At 60.6% G+C, this 19,775-nt stretch carries 20 protein-coding genes and 2 pseudogenes; 15 read left to right on the forward strand and 7 right to left on the reverse strand.

Going from position 1 to position 19,775, the window contains the following annotated elements; genetic code table 11:
* Positions 1 to 6 precede the first annotated feature (6 nt).
* Entirely contained in the window at positions 7 to 975 is a 969-nt protein-coding gene (locus AC1RKI_RS28445; protein ID WP_227461587.1) for a Bug family tripartite tricarboxylate transporter substrate binding protein, read from the reverse strand.
* A gap of 171 nt (positions 976 to 1,146) precedes the next feature.
* On the opposite strand from AC1RKI_RS28445, the gene AC1RKI_RS28450 reads away from it, so the two are divergent.
* Positions 1,147 to 1,950 carry an IclR family transcriptional regulator gene (locus AC1RKI_RS28450; protein ID WP_227461588.1) on the forward strand — a complete coding sequence of 268 codons (804 nt, stop codon included), beginning with the start codon at positions 1,147 to 1,149 and terminating at the stop codon, positions 1,948 to 1,950.
* Positions 1,951 to 2,223: 273 nt separating this feature from the next.
* Here the strand turns inward: AC1RKI_RS28450 and AC1RKI_RS28455 are convergent, their stop codons facing one another.
* From AC1RKI_RS28455 to AC1RKI_RS28465, 3 genes are all read right to left on the reverse strand, one after another.
* Entirely contained in the window at positions 2,224 to 3,852 is a 1,629-nt protein-coding gene (locus AC1RKI_RS28455; RefSeq protein ID WP_227461589.1) for a methyl-accepting chemotaxis protein, read from the reverse strand.
* A gap of 1,040 nt (positions 3,853 to 4,892) precedes the next feature.
* Positions 4,893 to 5,396: a hydroxyisourate hydrolase gene (gene uraH, locus AC1RKI_RS28460; protein WP_227461590.1), complete on the reverse strand. Its 504-nt coding sequence runs from the start codon at positions 5,394 to 5,396 to the stop codon at positions 4,893 to 4,895.
* Positions 5,347 to 5,820 (reverse strand): heme-binding protein, encoded by a 474-nt coding sequence (locus AC1RKI_RS28465; protein ID WP_227461591.1) that lies wholly within the window; start codon positions 5,818 to 5,820, stop codon positions 5,347 to 5,349. The genes uraH and AC1RKI_RS28465 overlap by 50 nt, the downstream gene beginning before the upstream one ends.
* 115 nt (positions 5,821 to 5,935) lie before the next feature.
* Between AC1RKI_RS28465 and AC1RKI_RS28470 the strand changes: the two genes are divergently transcribed.
* From AC1RKI_RS28470 to AC1RKI_RS28505, 8 genes are all read left to right on the forward strand, one after another.
* Positions 5,936 to 6,616 (forward strand): heavy metal response regulator transcription factor, encoded by a 681-nt coding sequence (locus AC1RKI_RS28470; RefSeq protein ID WP_227461592.1) that lies wholly within the window; start codon positions 5,936 to 5,938, stop codon positions 6,614 to 6,616.
* The gene (locus tag AC1RKI_RS28475) at positions 6,613 to 7,041 is read left to right on the forward strand and encodes a hypothetical protein (protein ID WP_492798208.1); all 429 of its coding nucleotides are present in this window, start codon (positions 6,613 to 6,615) and stop codon (positions 7,039 to 7,041) included. Before AC1RKI_RS28470 ends, AC1RKI_RS28475 begins: the two co-directional genes overlap by 4 nt.
* Positions 6,993 to 8,027, forward strand: coding sequence for a heavy metal sensor histidine kinase (locus tag AC1RKI_RS28480; RefSeq protein ID WP_492798206.1), 1,035 nt, complete (start codon positions 6,993 to 6,995; stop codon positions 8,025 to 8,027). Before AC1RKI_RS28475 ends, AC1RKI_RS28480 begins: the two co-directional genes overlap by 49 nt.
* Positions 8,028 to 8,238: 211 nt before the next feature.
* Positions 8,239 to 9,437, forward strand: a protein-coding gene (locus AC1RKI_RS28485) for an IS3 family transposase (protein ID WP_227461610.1) whose coding sequence is annotated in 2 segments (ribosomal slippage) — positions 8,239 to 8,554 and positions 8,554 to 9,437 — 1,200 coding nt in all. Because the reading frame shifts where the segments join, the coding sequence is not laid out codon by codon here.
* Between the two features lie 189 nt (positions 9,438 to 9,626).
* On the forward strand, positions 9,627 to 9,818 hold the full coding sequence (locus tag AC1RKI_RS28490; RefSeq protein WP_492798205.1) for an HAD family hydrolase: 192 nt from the start codon (positions 9,627 to 9,629) through the stop codon (positions 9,816 to 9,818).
* A complete protein-coding gene (locus AC1RKI_RS28495; RefSeq protein ID WP_338127476.1) occupies positions 9,788 to 10,768 on the forward strand; it encodes an HAD-IC family P-type ATPase in 981 nt (326 codons plus the stop codon). The genes AC1RKI_RS28490 and AC1RKI_RS28495 overlap by 31 nt, the downstream gene beginning before the upstream one ends.
* A gap of 55 nt (positions 10,769 to 10,823) precedes the next feature.
* Positions 10,824 to 11,468 carry a BON domain-containing protein gene (locus AC1RKI_RS28500; RefSeq protein ID WP_227461611.1) on the forward strand — a complete coding sequence of 215 codons (645 nt, stop codon included), beginning with the start codon at positions 10,824 to 10,826 and terminating at the stop codon, positions 11,466 to 11,468.
* Positions 11,469 to 11,880: 412 nt separating this feature from the next.
* Positions 11,881 to 12,369 (forward strand): universal stress protein, encoded by a 489-nt coding sequence (locus AC1RKI_RS28505; RefSeq protein WP_227461595.1) that lies wholly within the window; start codon positions 11,881 to 11,883, stop codon positions 12,367 to 12,369.
* A gap of 321 nt (positions 12,370 to 12,690) precedes the next feature.
* Here AC1RKI_RS28505 and AC1RKI_RS28510 read toward each other — a convergent pair whose 3' ends face one another.
* The 3 genes and pseudogenes from AC1RKI_RS28510 to AC1RKI_RS28520 form a co-directional block, all read right to left on the reverse strand.
* The gene (locus AC1RKI_RS28510) at positions 12,691 to 12,897 is read right to left on the reverse strand and encodes a GNAT family N-acetyltransferase (protein WP_227461612.1); all 207 of its coding nucleotides are present in this window, start codon (positions 12,895 to 12,897) and stop codon (positions 12,691 to 12,693) included.
* On the reverse strand, positions 12,845 to 13,099 hold the full coding sequence (locus tag AC1RKI_RS28515; protein WP_341248816.1) for a hypothetical protein: 255 nt from the start codon (positions 13,097 to 13,099) through the stop codon (positions 12,845 to 12,847). The genes AC1RKI_RS28510 and AC1RKI_RS28515 overlap by 53 nt, the downstream gene beginning before the upstream one ends.
* A 199-nt stretch (positions 13,100 to 13,298) precedes the next feature.
* Positions 13,299 to 13,634: pseudogene (locus AC1RKI_RS28520) on the reverse strand (CoA-binding protein); the annotation flags it as partial.
* Between AC1RKI_RS28520 and AC1RKI_RS28525 the strand changes: the two are divergent.
* From AC1RKI_RS28525 to AC1RKI_RS28550, 6 genes and pseudogenes are all read left to right on the forward strand, one after another.
* Positions 13,518 to 14,384, forward strand: a pseudogene (locus tag AC1RKI_RS28525) (aminotransferase-like domain-containing protein); the annotation flags it as partial. The pseudogenes AC1RKI_RS28520 and AC1RKI_RS28525 overlap by 117 nt on opposite strands.
* Before the next feature lie 234 nt (positions 14,385 to 14,618).
* Positions 14,619 to 15,098, forward strand: a complete 480-nt coding sequence (locus AC1RKI_RS28530; protein ID WP_227461596.1) for a VOC family protein — start codon at positions 14,619 to 14,621, stop codon at positions 15,096 to 15,098.
* Positions 15,095 to 16,315: an FAD binding domain-containing protein gene (locus AC1RKI_RS28535; protein ID WP_227461597.1), complete on the forward strand. Its 1,221-nt coding sequence runs from the start codon at positions 15,095 to 15,097 to the stop codon at positions 16,313 to 16,315. The genes AC1RKI_RS28530 and AC1RKI_RS28535 overlap by 4 nt, the downstream gene beginning before the upstream one ends.
* A gap of 39 nt (positions 16,316 to 16,354) precedes the next feature.
* Complete coding sequence (locus AC1RKI_RS28540; RefSeq protein WP_227461598.1) at positions 16,355 to 16,729, forward strand: DUF485 domain-containing protein; 375 nt, start codon at positions 16,355 to 16,357, stop codon at positions 16,727 to 16,729.
* On the forward strand, positions 16,726 to 18,363 hold the full coding sequence (locus tag AC1RKI_RS28545; protein WP_227461599.1) for a cation acetate symporter: 1,638 nt from the start codon (positions 16,726 to 16,728) through the stop codon (positions 18,361 to 18,363). The genes AC1RKI_RS28540 and AC1RKI_RS28545 overlap by 4 nt, the downstream gene beginning before the upstream one ends.
* Before the next feature lie 119 nt (positions 18,364 to 18,482).
* Positions 18,483 to 19,175 carry a TetR/AcrR family transcriptional regulator gene (locus AC1RKI_RS28550; protein ID WP_227461600.1) on the forward strand — a complete coding sequence of 231 codons (693 nt, stop codon included), beginning with the start codon at positions 18,483 to 18,485 and terminating at the stop codon, positions 19,173 to 19,175.
* The last annotated feature ends 600 nt before the right edge of the window (positions 19,176 to 19,775 follow it).

The following is a 19,775-nucleotide window of genomic DNA, read 5'->3' on the forward strand; positions in this document are numbered from 1 at the left end:
CGGAGACTATTTCGCGTTCATGCCCGAAGTGCGTACCACCTCGCCCCATTTGGCGTATTCGGCCGATACGGTCTTCTGCATTGCCTGCGGCGTGCTGGGCCACGGCTCGAAGGCCAGTGCATCGAGCTTCTGCTTGACCTGCGGCATCTTGAGCACCTCTTGCAACTGGCCGTTGAGCTTGTTGACCACAGCCGATGGCGTGCCCCGGGGCGCCACGAGCGCGGTCCAGCCGAGCGCTTCATAACCCGTCACGCCTGCTTCGGCCATGGTCGGCACGGTCGGTGCGATCGGCGAGCGCGTGCTGTCGAGCACCGCCAGGGCCTTGAGCTTGCCAGCCTTGATGTTCTCCTGCTGCGCGCCAAGCGTATCGACCATCAGTTGCGCACGGCCCGACATCACATCGATCGAAGCCGGCGCGCCGCCCTGATAGGAAACCGTGGTGATATCGATATTGGTCTTCGACTTGAACAACTGCAGCGCAAGCTCGAACGCCTGAGCCCCAGACGCGAACATCACCTGGCCGGGGCGGGCCCTTGCATCCCGTACCACCGCCTCGACATTGTCGTAGCCGGCAGCCGGACCAGCCAGCAATACCATCGGCGCCTTGGCCACCATGCCCAGCGGCTGGAAGTCGGTCAGCGGGTCGTACAGCTTCGTGGACTGCAGATGCGGCCCAGTGGTTAGCGTGCCACTGACCGCGAGACCCAACGTGTAGCCATCCGCCGGGGCCTTGGCCACCAGTTGCATGGCGAGCATGCCGCCCACGCCCGGACGATTCTCGGTTACGAACGATTGGCCGTTGAGCTTGGACAGTTCCTGCCCGATGATCCGGCTGATCGTGTCAGACGCGCCGCCCGGTGGGTAACCCACCAGAATCTTGACTGGCCGGGCGGGGTAGTTATCAGGTTGCGCGGTCGCGCCGAAAGGGGCCAGCAAGGCGAGGCAGGCTAGAGCGAAGCGCTGGGCGCGGGGCATGGTGTCTCCTGGTAGTTCGGTGTCGTTGTACGATCTGGACACAGTATCTTCACGCCGGTCAGCGGAGGCAAAACAGCGCATGCCGTTTCGTTCATAATGTGGACACCATCGCGCCGCGATAGCCGATATGGCAATCTGTTGCAGCATTCAGGCCTTTCCGGAGTTCATATTGTGAATGTTGAAACGCAGCGCGAAAAGCCGGCACGTATCGCCAAGGGTGCCCAGGCGGTATTTCGCGCCATCGACCTGCTCAAGCTCGTGGGGCTGAACCACGAGAAGGGCATTTCACTCGCGTCGCTAGTGGCAGCAACCGGGCTGGACCGCGCCACCACGTACCGGCTGCTGAGTTCGCTTGTGCAGAGCGGCATGGTGGCGCGGGACGAAGCCAAACTGTACCGGCTCGGGTTGGAGTCCATGCAGCTAGGCTTGGCTACCATGAGCCGCGTGCCGATCATGGAGCGCTGCCGGCCCACCATGATCCGTATCGCGCGCCGCACGGAAGACACCGTGTATCTGGTGATCCGGAATGGCGATTACGCGCACTGTGTCCACTACGAACAGGGCGCGTTCCCGATCAAGGCGCTGGTGCTTCAGGTGGGCGGCTTGCGGCTGCTTGGCGTCGGGTCGGCCGGCACGGCCCTGCTCTCAACGCTGACCGATGCGGAGCTTGAAGCCTTCCATGCACGCCATGTCGACGAACTGCCAGCCGAGCGACGATCGCTGTCTCTGCTGCGCAAGCACGTGGGCCACATCCGCCAGCGCGGCTATGCGAGCACGGACAACCTCGTGGCTGCAGGCGTCAGTGGCGTAGGCATGGCCTTTCAGGTAACGCCTGGCACCTATGCGGCGATCAGCGTCGGTGCCATCCGCTCCCGCATGGACGATGCCAGACGCCGCGAGATTGCCGCGCTGATGAAGGACGAGTTGCAGAGCGGGGGCTGGAGGATGATTGAGCGGCTGTCGCCGTTGCCCTGAGCGTGGCCCGCCGGCGTGCCGGCAGCGCGAGCGTGCGCTCCACCCACCTTTCAAACACGGTGCTCCGCAGCACACCAAAGAAGCCGCATGCAGTTCCGCCGTAGCGCCCCCAATCGACGAGTCAGGTCGGGGAGACACGCGTTGCTGGAGATCCACTTATTGTCTTGCGCATTCTTGGCGAGATCTCGGAAAAACTTGCGCAGATCGGGAACTCCTGCTGACGACTGAGTTATCGACTTCCGTTGGATAAAGGCCTTGTCTGTTCGCTCCGGGTTAGACAGAAGGGCTCTTCAGGGTCGGCTGCGGTCCTCCCCTGTACGAAGACCTAGTCTCGCCGCCAAGTTTGAAGAAGCTCACATCGGCCATCATCCTCGTGGTCTGCTCCTGCAGCGACTGGGCGGCCGCGGCCGCCTGCTCTACCAGTGCAGCGTTCTGCTGGGTGACCTCGTCCAGTTCCGTGATGGCCTCATTGATCTGTGAAATCCCCCGGCTCTGCTCCTGCGAAGCCGCGGCGATCTCGCCCATAATGTCGGTCACGCGCGCAACTGCATGTGTCACCTCGGAGATGGTTTTGCCCGCATCCGCTGCCAGCACCGAGCCCTGCTGAATCTTCTCTACCGATGCGGTTATCAGATCCTTGATCTCTTTGGCTGCACTTGATGAGCGCTGCGCAAGGCTTCGCACTTCTCCCGCAACCACCGCAAAACCGCGACCCTGCTCGCCAGCGCGCGCCGCTTCCACGGCGGCGTTCAGTGCAAGAATGTTCGTCTGGAATGCGATGCCTTCAATCATTCCGATGATGTCAGCGATCTTCGTCGAGCTCTGGCTGATCTCGCCCATGGTATTCACGACCTGACCGACCACGGTGCCGCCGCGTTGGGAAACCTCGGAAGCGTTCGTCGCCAGCCCGCTCGCCTGCTGCGCGTTGTCGGCATTCTGTTGCACGGTCGAGGTCAGTGCCTCCATGCTCAACGCGGTCTCTTGGAGCGAACTCGCCTGCCGTTCCGTACGTGACGAGAGGTCGACGTTGCCGGCCGCGATCTGGTTCGAACCAGCCGCGATATTGTTTGCAGATGAGTGCACCTCGCCGATAAGTTGTACGAGGCGCGCCTGCATCTCGCCCATAGCCGCCATCACGCTGCCTCGCGGCGCCTGCCGGACGCCTGGAATCGGACTCAGGTCGCCGCCGGCGATTCGCTGTGTGACCTCGTTCAGCGCCGCGGGTTCGGCCCCTAGGGTGCGGATCAAGTCTCGCGTGATCACGATTCCCGCAGCTACGGCGGCGAGCAGCGATGAGATACAGATCGCAATCAGCAGGTTGCGCTGCGAGGAAGAGCGCTCCTCGGCGTTCTGGACGATTTGGGCGGCGAGGCCTTCTGTGTACTGTGCGTAGTCGTTCGTTGCCTTGACCAGATCCCGCAAGATGGGCCGGCACCTGTCGTTGAGCATCGAAATCGCCTCGTCGCGCCGGTTGTTTAGGGCAGCCTCGACGATTCCCAGCGCCACTGGTCCGTACACCTGCTCGGTGCGATTAATCTGCGCCACCATGTCACGGGCCAGCAGCGCAGCGTCCGCTGCGGCTGCCATCATGTCGTTAAGCTGTTTTAGGCGGGCCTGGACATCCACGTGCGCCCTCATTACCTCAGCCTTCTCAAGTTCGATGTCGGATGCCTTCGTAACCAGCAGCAGATTGCGCGCCGCGATCGCGCGTCGGTCGACGGCAGTGCGCACCTTTGCGGCCATGTTGGCACGTGCATTGACGCCCGCCACATAGTTCGCGAAGCGGCCATTCGCATCATTCAGTGATTTCAGGGACAAGCCAGAAACCACCAACACCATTATTGCCAATAAGCCAAAGCTTGCGGCGAGCTTTGTTTTTACGGTCAATTGCTGAAAATTCATTTCCGTTGGACCCGATCGCATTTTTGGTAGTCGTTTGTTCCGGTAGGCAATGAGTAGCCCGATAGAGCGACCGCCATCCAAGCCGCAAGGACGCGGCCAGAAGGGAAGGCCGATTCGGCGCTCGCGACGGCTCTCTTCCTGACTCTATCTAGCTTGGACAACGGGCGGATCCTACAGAAACCTCATTCATTTGAAAAATGAATAGAAACTATCTTTGAGATTTCTAGAAACTATTGACCCTAACTGCACTGCTAACAAAGATTCAACTCGCCCGCACCACTGTCGAGGCGTTGAGACAAGGAAACAGTGATACGGGCGTTGTCGCGCCGTGGACTCGGCGACTGCCGCGGTCACCGTTGCAGTCTTCCCAATCTACGCATGCGTGACTACCCCCTGTCTGAGTCCGCTGGCAGCCTCCGGCGCACCGGACTCGACCTAGTCGAGAAGCACTCCTACGGGGCTCGGCATGCCAAACGATTGCGCGGGTCCCCCGGGTCAACGTCGCGCTGACGCTTGAAGAACTGAAGGAGGGGTCAACTGGATCAATATTGTCGAGAAGAGGTGCGGCAGTTTTCTGCGTGGCGACCACGCTAGGATTGTCTACCGCGCGGCCATGCGCTCGACGATGGCTTGAAAATCGACCGGGGGTGACACAGGAATCGTTTCCAGCCTAGTCTTTCGCGGAATTGTTCACCACCTATCAGGGCTTCATGGCGAAGATACGTATAGCCCGACACAGCGACGCCATGACAGTCGCGCTGAGCAGTGTGGGCGTAACAGTGCGACGAAGCATGAGCTATCAACTCTATCTGGGCGATCTTGGTATCATCCGGCTTTCGCCCAATGCCGCGATCGCCGGATTGAAGTTCTTCTTTGAAGCGACGCATCGGAGATGCCCAACAACTGGGTGATCATCTTCTCGCCGAAACCGGTGATCACGTTTTCCCTGAATGGTCATCTCACGGGTATCTCGAGGAGCACCGAAGGCTTCCCGAAATCATCGTGTTGATGTCGGGATCAAGAAGCACGACAATTCGTCGTTAATTGCCGCGATATGTCGAGTAGCCAAACGGACTGAGCAGCAATGGCACGTGATAGTGCTGATGAGTGTCTTGGACTTGGATCACGACGGGAATCTCTGGAAAGAACGTTGGCTGCTTCGTGCGGGCATAGAACTCACCTGTGCGGAATATGACCCGGTACTCGCCGGCCACCCACTGGCTCATGGCAGAAGCGGGAACGAGTGCACGTACCCGGCCCTGCTCGTCCGTTAGCGCGCTACCAATGGCCTCCCAATTGCCTGCTGCGAGCTTCCGCTCGAGATCTACGCGAATACCGGGACTGGGCTTACCTGTCTGCAAATCCAGCACATGAACGCTCAGGGGATTAGGTTCAGACGCCGAAGCGATCAAGGCAAAGACAGCCACGTACAACCCAACCAAGGTGCGAAAGAAACTTAGTAGCGACATTTTTTCTCCTGAAGTCATAAAGAGATCAACGAACATCGAACAGGGATGACGCTGCTTCTTGCGCGCAAGCGTCATCGTTCTCGGGCCCTCCTCCGCCCGCCACACCGACGGCACCGATCACGCGATCATCGTGTCGGACAGGCACGCCTCCGCCAAGCAGAAGCAACTCCGGGAGGTATTCGAGCGCGGCCGTATCAGGCCGGCTACGTGCCAGACGCCCTAGTGCCAGCGTCGATTGCTTGGTCGACAACGCCGTATAGGCTTTGCGTCGCGCAGCCTCCAAGTTGTGCGGTCCCACATCAGGGCTTCGGGATGCAAGTAAGGTTTGGCCGCTTGCGTCGACGACCGCGACTGCAACCGATCGTCCAAGACGCCCGCAGGCGGACCTGGCGAGTTGAGCGGCACGCTCCGACGCCTCCAGGTCCAATGCCGTGTCCGCAATGGCGACCTTAGCAAGCAGAACCATGAGCATCAAAGAAGAGACATGATAGAGTTTCATTCGGACACTCTACCAATTGGGCGCTATCCACGCGCTGACCAATCGATGACATCTTTGTCATCGAGCTCGCCTGGCTCCTCGGGCATGATATTGCGATTCAGACAAGGGGAACAGAGTGCGCATTCTGGTAATAGAAGACGAACCTCGCGCAGGTAACTACCTGAAGCAGGGCCTCAGCGAGGCAGGCTTCATTGTGGACCTTGCGCGCGATGGACACACAGGCCTGCATATGGCTTGCGAGCAGTTATACGAGCTGATCGTGTTGGATGTGATGCTGCCTGGCATCGATGGCTGGACAGTGCTGCGTCGATTACGTGACACCTCCGTAGGCAAACAGATCCCAGTGCTGTTTCTCAGCGCCAAAGACGCTCTCTGCGATCGGGTCCATGGGCTTGAACTTGGGGCAGACGACTATCTGGTGAAGCCATTCGCGTTTTCCGAGCTATTGGCGCGGATCCGCACACTGCTACGGCGTGGCCCACTGCGCGAAGACGATGTACTGACGCTCGATGATCTACGTCTGGATGTCCGAGCGCGCACTGTAACGCGGGCTGGTCACCGGCTTTCTCTTAGTGTCCGAGAGTTTTCCTTGCTACATCTGCTCATGCGGCGCCAGGGCGAAGTGCTCTCGCGAGGAGAAATTGCATCTCACGTTTGGGACATGAATTTTGATAGCGATACCAACGTGGTCGACGTAGCGATCAGGCGCCTGCGGATGCGCATCAATGACCCCGTTCCCGGGCGGTTGATCCATGCCGTACGTGGCATGGGCTACATATGCGAGCTACGGCAATGAGCAGACGTTGGCCACTGAGTGCACGTCTTGGCATCTCAGGAGCGCTTGTTGCCGCCGTCTCCTGTGCCTTGTTAGGTGCACACCTTTACCTTTCATTTGAGCAGCAACTACTGCGTCGTGACGACGTGCAACTGCTGGGCAAGCTACGCCAGCTTCGGCAAGTTCTCAGCCACAGCGGTACCCCTGCCCTGCTTTATACTCAGGCAGACTACTTACGTGACACGATGAGCGGGGAAAGCAACGCACTGATAGAGATCTTTGCGTCGCCAGACAAACGCGCCCAACTCTTACTGTCGATCAATCCTTCTGGTCTCCCTTTAGCAACGCATGCCCCGCTGGAGATTCAAAAAGAACCGGAACTGCGCGACACTGGACGGTGGCACCAGGCATTCCGGCGGCGGGAATCAATGGGCTGGCACGGCTAGGCACTGAAGAGGTTGAGGTTCGCGTCGCGAGGCTCTACCCGGACCGCCAGAAACTCCTCGCAGATTATCGGTTTAGGATCGCTGCCGCCAGCTTGGGCGCCGGTGGCTTTGCCGCAGTTCTTGTGATTCTGATGATTTGGCAAGGACTCTCCCCTTTACGGCGCTTGTGCGCTCAGGCCGCGAGCATCGGACCCAGCAATCTCGGACAGCGGATGCACGAGTCAGACGTGCCACCTGAGCTTCGTTCCTTGGTGCAGGGCATCAATGGCATGCTCAGTCGTATCGAGCAGGGCTATGTCAAACTGAATCAGTTCGCCGCTGACCTGTCTCACGAGTTGCGCACGCCGTTGGCAACTATGACTGGTCAAAGCCAAGTCATACTCAGCCAGCCCCGAACAGAAGCCGAGTACGTACGGCTGCAGGAGGCACAACTCGACGAGCTAGAGCGCCTGAATCGAACGGTTGACAGTTTGCTATTCCTCGCACGCACTGAGCATGGAGTCGCTCCAAGTGAGTGGCCTCGTCAATCGCTGTCGGCAGCCGATGAAATGTCCCGACAGATTGACTATTTCACTGACCTGGCCGAGGAACAAGGTGTATTGCTAAAACAAGAAGGCGATACGCAAGTGTGGGCAGAGCCTCAGCTACTGCGGCGTGCGCTAGCCAATCTTGTGCAAAACGCAGTGCGCCATGCCAGACCAGGCAGTGAGATTATACTTCGCTCGTATGAGGACATAGCTGATGGCGTCTGCTTTACCGTGCTGGAGGTGGCAAATGATGGCGATCCTGTTCCGAGCGACGAATTACCGCGCCTATTTGATCGTTTTTACCGGGCTGATAATTCGCGGTCAGGTGTGACCGGCGGAAGTGGCCTCGGGCTGGCTATTGTGAACGCGATTGCAAAGCTGCACGGGGGAGATGCCAAGGTTCGAAATGCTGAGAACGGACAAATTATATTTTCGATCCACCTACCAGCAATCGCTTAGCACCGGTGGAGCGATCCATTTAGAGCCCCATTTTCGGCGGCCGTCGTCGCATTGACGATATTGGAGCACATGTCCGTCTATTCCCATGAGGCTGGGGGATTGTCGTGTGAAAGTCCTGGAGCGGCCCCACGTAACTGAGGATACGAGGACTCTCTTTAAAATAAAGGATAGTCTTGTGCCTATCAGTAAGCCTAGTCATTAGGTGGAACCCATCGACATTCTGACCGAGCCGGAGCGCCGTCGTCGGCGCACGGCGCAGGAAAAGGTCGCTATCGTGCAGGAGATGCTGGCCCTTGGCGCCTCGGTGTCTGCCGTGGCCCGGCGGCATGGCGTGAATCCGAACCAGGTGTTCGGCTGGCGCAAGCAATACCAGGAAGGCAGTCTGGCAGCGGTGCAAGCTGGCGAAACTGTAGTCCCGGCATCGGAGCTGGCCGCCGCGATCAAGGAAATCAAGGAGCTGCAGCGCCTGCTTGGGAAGAAGACGATGGAAGTCGAGATCCTGAAGGAGGCGGTTGAGTGGGGCCGCTCAAAAAACCTGATTGCGCGCTCGCCCTTGCTGCCGGGGGACGACCATTGAAAACGGTCTGCGAAGTTCTCGGCGTGGCGCGCTCCGGTGTGGCGGTGAAACGGGTTCGTCCGTCCGATTGGCAAGATGGCCGCAGCGCTAGAGTGACTGATGACACGGAACTGGTCGAAGAAATCCAGGCCCACGTCGCGCACCTGCCCACCTACGGCTACCGGCGCATCTGGGCGCTGCTGCGGCGCAGCCGGGAACAGGCCTGCGCGCCGTGCATCAACCGCAAACGCGTGTATCGCCTCATGCGCGAACATGAGTTGCTGCTGCGCCGGCCTGGCGTGCGCAAGGACAGGCCGCGGCACGACGGCCGCGTGGCCGTGGACAGGAGCAATAGCCGCTGGTGCTCCGACGGATTCGAGTTCCGGTGCGACGACGGCACGCCGCTGCGCATGACCTTCGCACTGGATTGCTGCGACCGAGAAGCGATTAGCTGGGCGGCAACGACTGGCGGCCATAGCGGGGACGTGGTGCGCGACGTCATGCTGGCTGCCATCGTACAGCGCTTCGGCACCACGCATGCCCTGCAGCCCATCGAATGGCTTACGGACAACGGCTCGGCCTACATCTACCACCGCACGCGCAGCTTCGCTCGCGAACTGGGCCTGGAGCCGCTGACTACGCCGGTACGTTCACCGCAGAGCAATGGCATGGCCGAATCGTTCGTGAAGACCATGAAGCACAACTACGTCGCCTATATGGACAAGCCTGACGCACCAACGGCGCTCTCGCGTCTGGCTGTTGCATTTGAGCATTACAACGAGCGTCACCCGCACAAAGCCCTGAAATACCGCCCGCCCCGCGAGTTCAGAAGGGCTGCTGCGTCATCAACCTAACGGTGTTCGAGTGTCCTAAGTTACAGGGGCAACTCCATGTTCAATGCTTATGTGCTGGTACCCACGGAGAATTACGCATCAGCAAGCTGAAATCTCGACGGATAAAGTGAGGATCTTTATAAGCTAATACATCCGCGAGGCCAGTGCCCTGAGTCGAGCGCCACCTGACCCTTGCCGGGTTCGTGGCCTTTGTCGATTCTTCCGAAGGACAGCGCCGCGCCCGCGTTGCGCGCACTTAAAGCAAGTGGGATCACGGTCAAGGTGCTGACGGGCGACAGCCCCGACATCGCCCGGCATGTCTGCCAACTCGTCGGACTGGAAAATGCGAAGCGGTTGTCCTGGGGCGCGACATCGATGACCTCGGCAGCCGATCCCTTGTAGACCTCGCGGAGCACGGGACGGTCTTTGCCAAACTGACACCAGAACACAAGGCAGCACTGGTGCGTGCCTTACGCTCGCGCGGCCATGTCGTTGGCGTACTGGGCGATGGCATCAACGACGGCCCGGCGCTCAAGTCCGCCGATGTGGGGATCTCGGTAGATACCGGAACGGATATCGCCAAGGAATCCGCCCACATCATTCTGCTCGAGAAGAGCCTGCTCGTCCTGCACGACGGCGTAATGGAAGGCCGCCGCGTGTTCGCCAACCTCGTCAAGTATCTTCGTATGGCGGCAAGCTCCAATTTTGGCAACGTATTCAGCGTGCTGGGCGCCAGTCTTTGGCTGCCATTCCTGCCCATGGCGCCCATCCAGATTCTTGCGTGCAATCTGCTGTACGACATTTCCCAAGCGAGTATTCCCACGGACAACGTCGACGACGAGGCCATCCAGGCGCCGGGATCCTGGGATATCCGGTCACTTTGGCGCTACATCGCCGTGATGGGCCCGCTTAGCTCCGTGTTCGACTATGCGACGTTTGGCGTGCTTTTCGCTGTGCGGGGTCTGTCGACAGCCGCTCAGGCAAGCATGTTTCAGTCGGCGTGGTTCGTCGAGTCCATCCTATCCCAGCTCTTGGTGATCTACGTTATCCGCACGCGTCAAGTCCCCCTTGTGGAAAGCCGTCCGAGTCTGGCCGTGATCTTGACCACTGGCATCGTGACAATTATTGCGCTGTGGCTGCCATTCTCGCCGGTAGCAACAGCTTTACGGCTTGTGACACCACCCCTGGCGTTCTGGCGATATCTTCCAGCAATTCTTTGCGCATATCTATTAAGCGCGTTCCTTGTGCGGGCGTGGCTGCACCCTGGGATGCAGACGAGGGTGCGCTTCCGCGCCCCCTTGGGGCAACCTTGTGCAACGTCAAAGTTCCGGAGCGGAGCCCGCCCACATTGAAAGCGGCGCCGTCTGAGGAATGCACGGCGCAGGATTGAATATGAAGGAGCAGACAATGAAGACGGACAGTGAACTGAAGAAGCAAATTAGCGACGAGCTCGACTGGGATCCGCGGATCGTAGCCCCCGGCATCGGTGTGGAAGTTAGTCAGGGCGTCGTGACCTTGTCAGGACATGTCAGGACCTATGTGGAGAAGATAGCCGCCGAGAAGGCAGCCGGGCGTGTGAGCGGCGTCAAGGGGGTCGTCGTCCACCTCGAGGTCCGTCCCGACGCGCAGCATGGCGATGAGGACATCGTATTAGCCGCACGCAGCGCGCTGCAGTGGTACGTACATGTGCCGGGTGACCAGCTGCAAGTGGAAATTGAGAAGGGCTGGATTACCCTGCGTGGGGATGTTCAGTGGGGATTCCAGCGTAAGGCCGCAGAGAAAGCGGTGACCCATATCCGTGGTGTGGTGGGTGTCATCAACCTTATCCGCGTGGTGCCCAAGATTGTCCCGGAAGAAATCGAAGGCAAGATCGAATTGGCACTGCGTCGACATGTTGAACGCGAGGCGCATCACATCGACATCAAGGCCACCGCTGGTGTTGTTACGCTCGAAGGCACGGTCGACTCACTGGCCGAGCGCCGGGCAGCAGCAGGCGCCGCATGGTCAGCGCCTGGTGTCAGTGAGGTGATCAATAACCTCCGCGTTCGCTAGTGGTACGCCATGCGCATAAGCCCTTTAACGTTTGATGACCGCATGCGTGCCTGTGCTTATGGATTCTGGTTCGAATCCTATCTGGGCGCGCCCGAATTTCCCGCCTCCGACGGCCTCTTCCCGATGGACCCCGAACTACGGCGACGCTATATCGCGCACCAAGCACGCTGTAAGGCGCGTTGGAGCGCCAAGGCGCAAAACCTCGGCGGCACGCCCGCGAACTTCAAGCGCGCCTGCATCGCCGTCCGCGCCCCGTGGTTCGGACATGGCGATGTGCTGATGCGCGTGCGCGGCCTGGCCAGCGCCCTGTCGGACCCAGATGTGATAGCAGCGCTGAGCTTGCCGAGCCAATCCGTGGCTGGCTGCTGCATCCCTCGCGCTCGAACTGAGGAGCAATCTGCCCCATAAGATCTTGGTAGCCATTGACAATAGTGCATGTTCCTCGCGCGCGCTCGAGGAAAGCATTCGGGAGGCCGCGCTGCGCCGGTGCTGCCTCGAGATTCTGCACGTGGTCGATTACGGCTTTTTGAAGCATGATCAGCATCTGCTAGATGTCTCATCAATCCGGCGCGACCGCGCTGCCGCGGGGCATGCACTCCTGCAGACGGCGGCCACGCGCGCCAATGCCAACCAGCTCGAGCACTCGGTCCAACTGATTGACGATATGGCGACCCTTGGCGACGTGGCCGGCCGAATCTTGAAGTATGTCCGCGATACGTGCCCGGCTCTGGTCGTCGTTGGTACTCATGGCAAGACGGGACTAACACGTGCTGTGCTCGGAAGCGTTGCCGACCAGTTGGTACGCCATTCTCCGGTTCCCGTTCTCGTGGTGAGACAGGACATGCAGCCAGAGACGCTTAGACACTCCACTGTCCCAGGCGCTGAGCCAATAAGGTATTGATGATGAATAATCCGGCAGATGCGGGGTTCGAAATTTTCCGGTCGGGCTGTCGCGCCGCTCTCAGGACGGAGATCTTCGCCACGGAGCTTCTGTGCACAATCTGTGCGTCACAGAACGATGCCGCTGCCGAGGAGGCCCGCGCCAGACGTGATGCCCAACGGCGCACGGAACGCGCGGTTGACTGGCAGCGATTCCATTAGCCTTCCGTGGCAATTCATCGCCGAGCAGGTGAGGCGGAACACTGCAGCCTCAAGACATTTCAATACGCTGATGGGCAATCTGGGGAACGTCTGGCTCCAGCAATGCCACGACTGGATGACGCTATGCCTGGAGCATCAGCGCTCGGTCATGGCCAAAGGAAGTAGTCTGTCGTTGACAATCTGAGCGCACGGACATCGCGATTTCTGCTGCCACATTGTCCGGGTCCGCGACCATCCTGCATTCTCCGATGATCTCTGTCGTACCATTGCTGGCATCATGACGCTCCACGACGAAGCACATCTCTCGCGCATAGTCGATCTGGGTCATGCACGCCAGCTGACGGCGGTCCGGTGCGGCTACTCCGCACTGGAATCTCGCGTGTCGGTCGGTCTGCGTCAACTTCCTTCCGTTTCGCAGCCCTCGATATAGAGCAAAATCGCTCGAGTATCTGTCGCGACAAAAAATCGATTGCGTCTGCAACGTCCACGTCCGCACTGTCGCCTAAGGATACGAAGTGGGAAAATCCGATGTTCCGGGCGCTCGCCCAGTCGAGTACGGAGGTCGCAAAGTACGGAGGTCGCCAATGCGCCGGATTGTGTTACAAATGCCAGCTTGCCGGACATGGCGCGGCCCGGTGCAAAACTCGCGTTCAGGCTGATCCCGGGCGCGAGCAACCCAATGCAGTTCGGACCCAGGATCCGCAAACGATGCGGGTGTGCCGCGTCAAGCAAGGACTGCCGCAGGGCTTCGTGATCCGAGCCTGAGAATCCAGCGGAAAGCACAATCACCGCCCTGCAACCTGCGGCACCGAGTTCCGAGATGAGCCCCGGCACAGTATCGGCCGGCGTGCAAACCACCGCGACGTCGGGACACAGGGGCAAGTCGGCAATCCGCGCGAAGCATTTGAGGCCGCGTAGATTGTCGTATTGGGGATTTACCGCGAGGATAGCGGCGCGCAGCAAGGACTCACCGTGAGCGCGATGGCCTTGCTCGAACCTGGAGATGTCGCCGCCGCGGACGCGTTGACCTATCCGGGCTTCAAGCTGGCTGCCGAAGCCTGCCACCTCGAGCTCGTCTCGATTCCTGCTGCGGGCCGAGGCCCCGACCCCGATGTTCTGGCGCAACTCTGCAAGCGGCGCAAGGTGCGTGCGATCTACGCGATGCCGACGCTGCACAACCCGCTCGGATGGGTGATGGCCGCGCAGCGCCGGCGCGAACTGGTAGCCATTGCCAGAAAGCACGACCTGAACGTTATCGAGGACGGCGCGTACGCTTTCCTCGAGGAAGCGCCCCCGCCACCGATCGCGGCGCTGGCGCCGGAGCGCACCGTGTACGTATCGGGACTATCGAAGAGCGTAGCCACTGGATTGCGCGTGGGCATGATTCACGGTCCGCAGCAGTGGATAGAAAAGCTGGAACGCGCGATTCGCGCGACCACATGGCACACACCCGCCGTGATGACCGCCATCGCCTGTAGCTGGCTTGAAGACGGGACCGTCACTCGACTCCAAGCCCAGAAACGCATCGACGCACGGCAGCGGCAGGACATTGTTACCGAGACCCTCAGACACCTGAAACCGGTGCGCCATCCGACGTCGTATTTCGTATGGTTGTCGATGCCGGAGGAAGTACGCGCCGATGCGGTCAGCAAAGAACTGATGCGCGCGGACGTGCTGGTGTCGCCCGCTGATCCGTATGCCACGTCGAAGCATATCCCGCACGCGATACGTCTTGAGCTGGGGTCCGGCGACGTGCATACGCTCAGACAATCGCTGCAAACAGTGGCCAGAGCCGTTGCCGCTTTGGCCTACTGAATACGTATTCCAGAGCTACGCGACGAGTGAACAGGGGGGGGGCGGACAGGGTGGACATTTCAGAACGCCCTGGACAGTTGGTGTGTAGAGACCAAACCAGAATGTCCCCTTCCAGCCAGATCAGCACAGCCTAGGGTAAATACCAGTCACGCCTCGCTTGGCTAACGTCAACGTTCTCCCTATGATTTATCACATGATCACTTATCGTTCGATAATCATCAGGAGGAGGCAAGCATGGGACTCACGAAACTGGCCCACTACTCGATTCGCACCAACGACCTGGAGCGGTCTTGCGCGTTCTACGAACGGGTGCTCGGATTCCGGCGCGGCTACCGGCCGCCTTTCGATTTTCCCGGCGCGTGGCTCTACATGGGGGACGACGAACGCGATTTCGGGACGGTGCACATCATCGGCATCGACCCGAACAATCCGGCGGGGCTCGCGGCCTATCTCGGTGACAAAGCGTTGCCCGCCACCGGCACGGGAACGATAGACCACATCGCCTTCCTTGCCACCGGCGTTGCCCAGATGTGGACCACCCTTCGCATCGAAGGCATCCCCTGGCGCGACCGCACGGTGCCCAGCCTTGGGCTGCATCAGGTGTTCATCGAAGACCCCTCGGGCGTCACAGTCGAACTCAACTACCCGGCCGAGGAAGTGGCGGGCCTCACCCCACCATCGCAAGCCCAGCAGCAAGCAGGAGTGACAGCATGACCGCAGTAGCAACCTCGCAGCGCAAGGCCATCGTGATTGGCGGCTCGGTAGGTGGATTGTTCGCCGCAAACCTGTTGTCGCGCAGCGGTTGGAACGTCGAGATATTTGAGCGGACGCCCGAGGCGCTCACAGGACGTGGCGCGGGCATCGTCACGCATCCCGAACTGTTCGAAGCGTTGACGGCCGCAGGTGTGGAAGTCGACGACAGCATCGGCGTGTCCGTCAATACGCGAATCACACTGGCAAAGGATGGCAGCACCCTCTCGGAAAGGGAAATGCCGCAGACGCTGACGGGCTGGGGCAAGATGTACGAAGTTCTCGGCAAGGCATTTACCGGCACCTATCGCACTGGTGCGCATGTTACGTCCGTCGCTTCGCACGCCGACCATGCCGAGGTCACGCTCGCCGATGGTTCCACGCATCGCGCTGACATGGTGATTGCCGCCGATGGCTTCCGCTCCGGCGTGCGCGAGCAACTGCTGCCCGAAGCGCAACTCGACTATGCGGGCTACATCGCGTGGCGCGGACTCGTCAACGAAAGCAACCTCTCCCCCGCCACACATGCCGCGATCTTCGACAAGTTCGCGTTCGGCCTGCCGCCGCGGGAGCAGATTCTCGGCTATCCGGTTGCCGGCGAACACAACAGTACGACACCGGGCGAGCGCCGCTTCAATTTCGTCTGGTATCGGGCGAGTTGCGAAGACGAACTGGCCAACCTGCTGACCGATGCCAACGGCAAATGCTGGTCGAACGGCATTCCTCCCGGCCTCATCCGGCCCGATGTGATCGCCGATATGGAAAGCGCCGCCGCCGACCTGCTCGCGCCGCAGTTCGCCGAGGTCGTGACGCGCACCGCGCAGCCGCTGTTCCAACCCATCTATGACCTGACCGTATCGCGGATGTCGTTCGGCCGTGTCGCCTTGCTCGGTGATGCCGCCTTCGTGGCCCGCCCGCACTGCGGCATGGGTGTCACGAAAGCCGCTGGCGACGCTATTGCACTGGTCCGCGCACTGGAAAGCACGCAAACCATCGAAGGCGGCCTCGCAGCCTACAGCGCTGAGCGCGTTCAGGTGGGTCAGGCGATCGTGGAGCATGCGCGGCATCTCGGCGCCTATATGCAGGCGCAACTGAAGAGCGACGAGGACCGCGCAATGGCCGAGCGCTACCGAACGCCGGAAGCGGTCATGCGCGATACCGCCGTGTCGCGACGTTTTTAAGTGCGTCCGACCTTCCGATCAAAAACATACGGAGACAACATGCCTCAATCCGCCCCCCAAGCCATCTCGCCAGGCATCCACTACGGCGCTGACGAGGATGCGAACCCGCCATTCGTTCCGCATCCGATGCTTTCCCGCAGTGATTTCCAGAAGCTGCATCGCGCGCGCCGTCGTTTCTCCTGGACGCTGACCGCGATCATGCTGATTGCCTATTTCGGCTTCATCCTGACGCTGGCGTTCCGGCCCGACCTGCTCGCCATCCAGCTCGTTTCCGGTCAGCCGATGAGTGTCGGCATCCCTGTCGGCTTCGGCATGTTCGCCTTCACGTTCGCGCTGGTTGCGGTTTATGTCTATCGCACCAACACGGTCTATGACCGGATGATCGCCAACGTTCGCGACGGAGTGCCATCATGAGTCGCATCTTCTGCGCCGTCATCGCCATGGGGTTGGCGGCCCCTGCTCTCGCGGCAACGCCGGCCGTAGGCCACGGTCTCAATGTCATCGCCATTGGGATGTTCCTGGTGTTCGTCATCGCCACGCTCGGCATCACCAAATGGGCCGCGCGGCGCAACAACAGCGTGGCCGACCACTATGCCGCAGGCGGCAAGATCACCGCCATGCAGAACGGCTGGGCGATTGCGGGCGACTACATGTCCGCCGCGTCGCTGCTCGGCATCTCGGCGCTGGTGTTCACCAGCGGCTACGACGGACTGATCTACTCGATCGGCTTCCTCGCAAGCTGGCCCATCATCCTGTTCCTGATCGCGGAGCCGCTGCGTAACCTGGGACGATACACGCTGGCCGACGTGCTCTCCTATCGGTTGAAGCAACGGCCGATCCGCGCGTTCTCGGCATCCAGTTCGATCGTCATCGTGCTGCTCTATCTGGTCTCGCAGATGGTGGGCGCCGGCAAGCTTGTGGAACTGCTGTTCGGGTTCAACTACACGTCGGCGGTGGTGCTCGTTGGCGTGCTGATGGTGGTCTACGTGTTCTTTGGCGGCATGCTGGCCACCACATGGATCCAGATCATCAAGGCCGTGATGCTGCTGGCGGGTTGCGCGTTCATGGCCTTCATGGTGATGAGCCGCTTCGGCTTCAGCCTGAATAACCTGTTCGACCATGCGATCACCGCGCATGGCAAGCACGAAGCCGTCATGCGTCCCGGTGGGCTGGTCTCCGATCCGGTATCGGCGGTTTCCCTTGGCCTCGCGCTCATCTTCGGCACAGCGGGCCTGCCGCACATCCTGATGCGCTTCTTCACGGTGAACAACGTGAAGGCGGCGCGCAAGAGCGTGCTGTATGCCACCGGCATCGTCGGCACCGGCTACGCGCTGATCATCGTGATCGGATTCGGCACCATTGCGCTGGTGGCGCAGGACCCGCTCTACCACAACAGCAACGGCGCGATCATCGGAGGCATCAACATGGTGGCGGTGCATCTGGCGCATGCGGTCGGTGGCAATGTCTTCCTCGGCTTCATCTGCGCGGTGACGTTCTCCACGATCCTGGCCGTGGTGGCGGGATTGACGCTGGCGGGCTCGTCGGCCATCTCGCATGACCTCTATGCCACGGTGATCCGCAATGGGCAGGCATCGGACAAGGACGAGATGCGGGTCTCGCGCATCACCACGCTGGTGCTCGGAGTGCTGTCGATCCTGCTGGGCATCCTATTCGAGAAGCAGACCATCGCGTTCATCGTCAGCCTGACGTTCTCGATTGCCGCCAGCTCCAACTTTCCGGTACTGCTGCTTTCGATCTATTGGCGCGGCCTGACGACGCGCGGCGCCGTAGTCGGCGGCATGATGGGCCTGCTCACGGCAGTGGTGATGACCATCCTGAGCCCAACTGTCTGGGTGCAGGTACTGGGGCACGCTTCGGCCATCTATCCTTACGAGTACCCGGCGCTGTTTTCGATGCTGGTGGCGTTCATCGGCATCTATGTGTTCTCGGTGACGGACCGCTCGGCACGCGGCGTGTGGGAACGCAACGCCTACCAGAACCAGCGCGTGGATTGCGAACTGGGCATCATCGCGAAATCGGGAAGCTGAGCCGCGCTGCTGTGTTTACACGAGGGCGGCGGCCTGCAAAGGGCGGCCGCCCTGTTCCCATTTATCGGGCGATTGGTAGAATCGGCACATTACCGGACAGCAGGACCACAGAGACAGCCATGGAGTCACGCGCCACCCCCACCGAAGACGACGTCGCCGCGAAATCCACCCGACGGCTGCTGCCCGAGGAGCGCGAGCAGCAGATCGTCGAGAAAGCGATCCAGCATTTCACGCGTAACGGATTCGGCGGCAGTACGCGCGAACTGGCGCGACAGATCGGGGTCACGCAGCCCCTGCTCTACCGGTACTTCGAAAGCAAGGATGCGCTGATCGAGCGCGTCTACAACGAAGTCTTCCAGTGGCGCCCCGACTGGGAACGACAGATCGCCGATCGCTCCCAGCCGCTGCCGGAACGTCTCTACGCCTTCTATCTCGACTACTCCTCGGTGATCCTGCGCGAGGAATGGATACGGCTGTTCATCTTCGCCGGCCTGACGCACGAGGGCATCAACAACAAATATCTGGGCAAGCTGCGCACCAAGGTGTTCCTGCCGGTGCTGGCCGAAGTGCGCGAGGCATTCGGCATCGCGGCCCCCCGCAACGCAGCAGAGACCGATGCCGAGATCGAGATGATCTGGAGCCTGCACGCCGCCATCTTCTACATCGGCGTGCGCAAGTGGGTGTACGGCCTGAAAGTACCAGCCGACCTCGACGCCACAATTTGCCAGAAGGTCGACCTGTTCCTGAACGGCGCGCCGGCAGCGATGCAGAAGTTGCGGGAGAAGAAGCGCGGAGTTTCCAGCGACACATGAGGCCTGAGCAGACATTGGGAGCCTCAATGCGCCCCGGCCCAGGGTATGCCAGTTCGTCGTAGTGAATCAAGCCAGTCATCCAAAACCGTCGCCGCGCGCGGCGGCCGCCCGTACCAGGCTTCGCGCCGCCGCCACACTGCAAGGCTTCGTCTATCACGCGACGACATGGCACAGCGTCAGTGCCAAGATTCTCCTTGAATGCGCCAGTGGGCATCGCTTCGATGCGTGCCGCATACGGCGTCCTATACAAGGCCGCCGATTGCCCTGAATGCAATCGCGCCAGGATCGCTGCGAAGTCCCACAAGCTCGTGGCCGCACGCGGCGGCCAGTGCCTGAACGACCGCGGATTTTTGGGTGGAGCAGCGATACACCGGATACGCTGCGAAAAAGGCCATGAATGGACGCCAGAGGGCCGAAGCGTATTGGCGGGCTATTGGTGTCCTCGTTGCGCCGGAAAGCCCACGATTCCCATCCCGCAACCAAAAGCGTCAAAGTACGGGCTAACCGACCTGCACAGAAAGGCCGCCGAGCAAGGTGGCAAGTGCCTTGCAGCTGTGTGGAAGACTGGTCGCGATCATTACCCGTTCGAATGCGCGGCCG

The sequence above is a fragment of the Cupriavidus sp. GW822-FHT06G04 genome (genome assembly GCF_058799075.1).

Coding starts and splice junctions, on each gene's coding strand:
- AC1RKI_RS28445 (WP_227461587.1), bottom strand. CDS start 975: ATGCCCCGCGCCCAGCGCTTCGCTCTAGCCTGCCTCGCCTTGCTGGCC.
- AC1RKI_RS28455 (WP_227461589.1), bottom strand. CDS start 3,852: ATGAATTTTCAGCAATTGACCGTAAAAACAAAGCTCGCCGCAAGCTTT.
- uraH (WP_227461590.1), bottom strand. CDS start 5,396: ATGACGCTTGCGCGCAAGAAGCAGCGTCATCCCTGTTCGATGTTCGTT.
- AC1RKI_RS28465 (WP_227461591.1), bottom strand. CDS start 5,820: ATGAAACTCTATCATGTCTCTTCTTTGATGCTCATGGTTCTGCTTGCT.
- AC1RKI_RS28475 (WP_492798208.1), top strand. CDS start 6,613: ATGAGCAGACGTTGGCCACTGAGTGCACGTCTTGGCATCTCAGGAGCG.
- AC1RKI_RS28500 (WP_227461611.1), top strand. CDS start 10,824: ATGAAGACGGACAGTGAACTGAAGAAGCAAATTAGCGACGAGCTCGAC.
- AC1RKI_RS28510 (WP_227461612.1), bottom strand. CDS start 12,897: ATGACCCAGATCGACTATGCGCGAGAGATGTGCTTCGTCGTGGAGCGT.
- AC1RKI_RS28530 (WP_227461596.1), top strand. CDS start 14,619: ATGGGACTCACGAAACTGGCCCACTACTCGATTCGCACCAACGACCTG.
- AC1RKI_RS28535 (WP_227461597.1), top strand. CDS start 15,095: ATGACCGCAGTAGCAACCTCGCAGCGCAAGGCCATCGTGATTGGCGGC.
- AC1RKI_RS28540 (WP_227461598.1), top strand. CDS start 16,355: ATGCCTCAATCCGCCCCCCAAGCCATCTCGCCAGGCATCCACTACGGC.
- AC1RKI_RS28545 (WP_227461599.1), top strand. CDS start 16,726: ATGAGTCGCATCTTCTGCGCCGTCATCGCCATGGGGTTGGCGGCCCCT.
- AC1RKI_RS28550 (WP_227461600.1), top strand. CDS start 18,483: ATGGAGTCACGCGCCACCCCCACCGAAGACGACGTCGCCGCGAAATCC.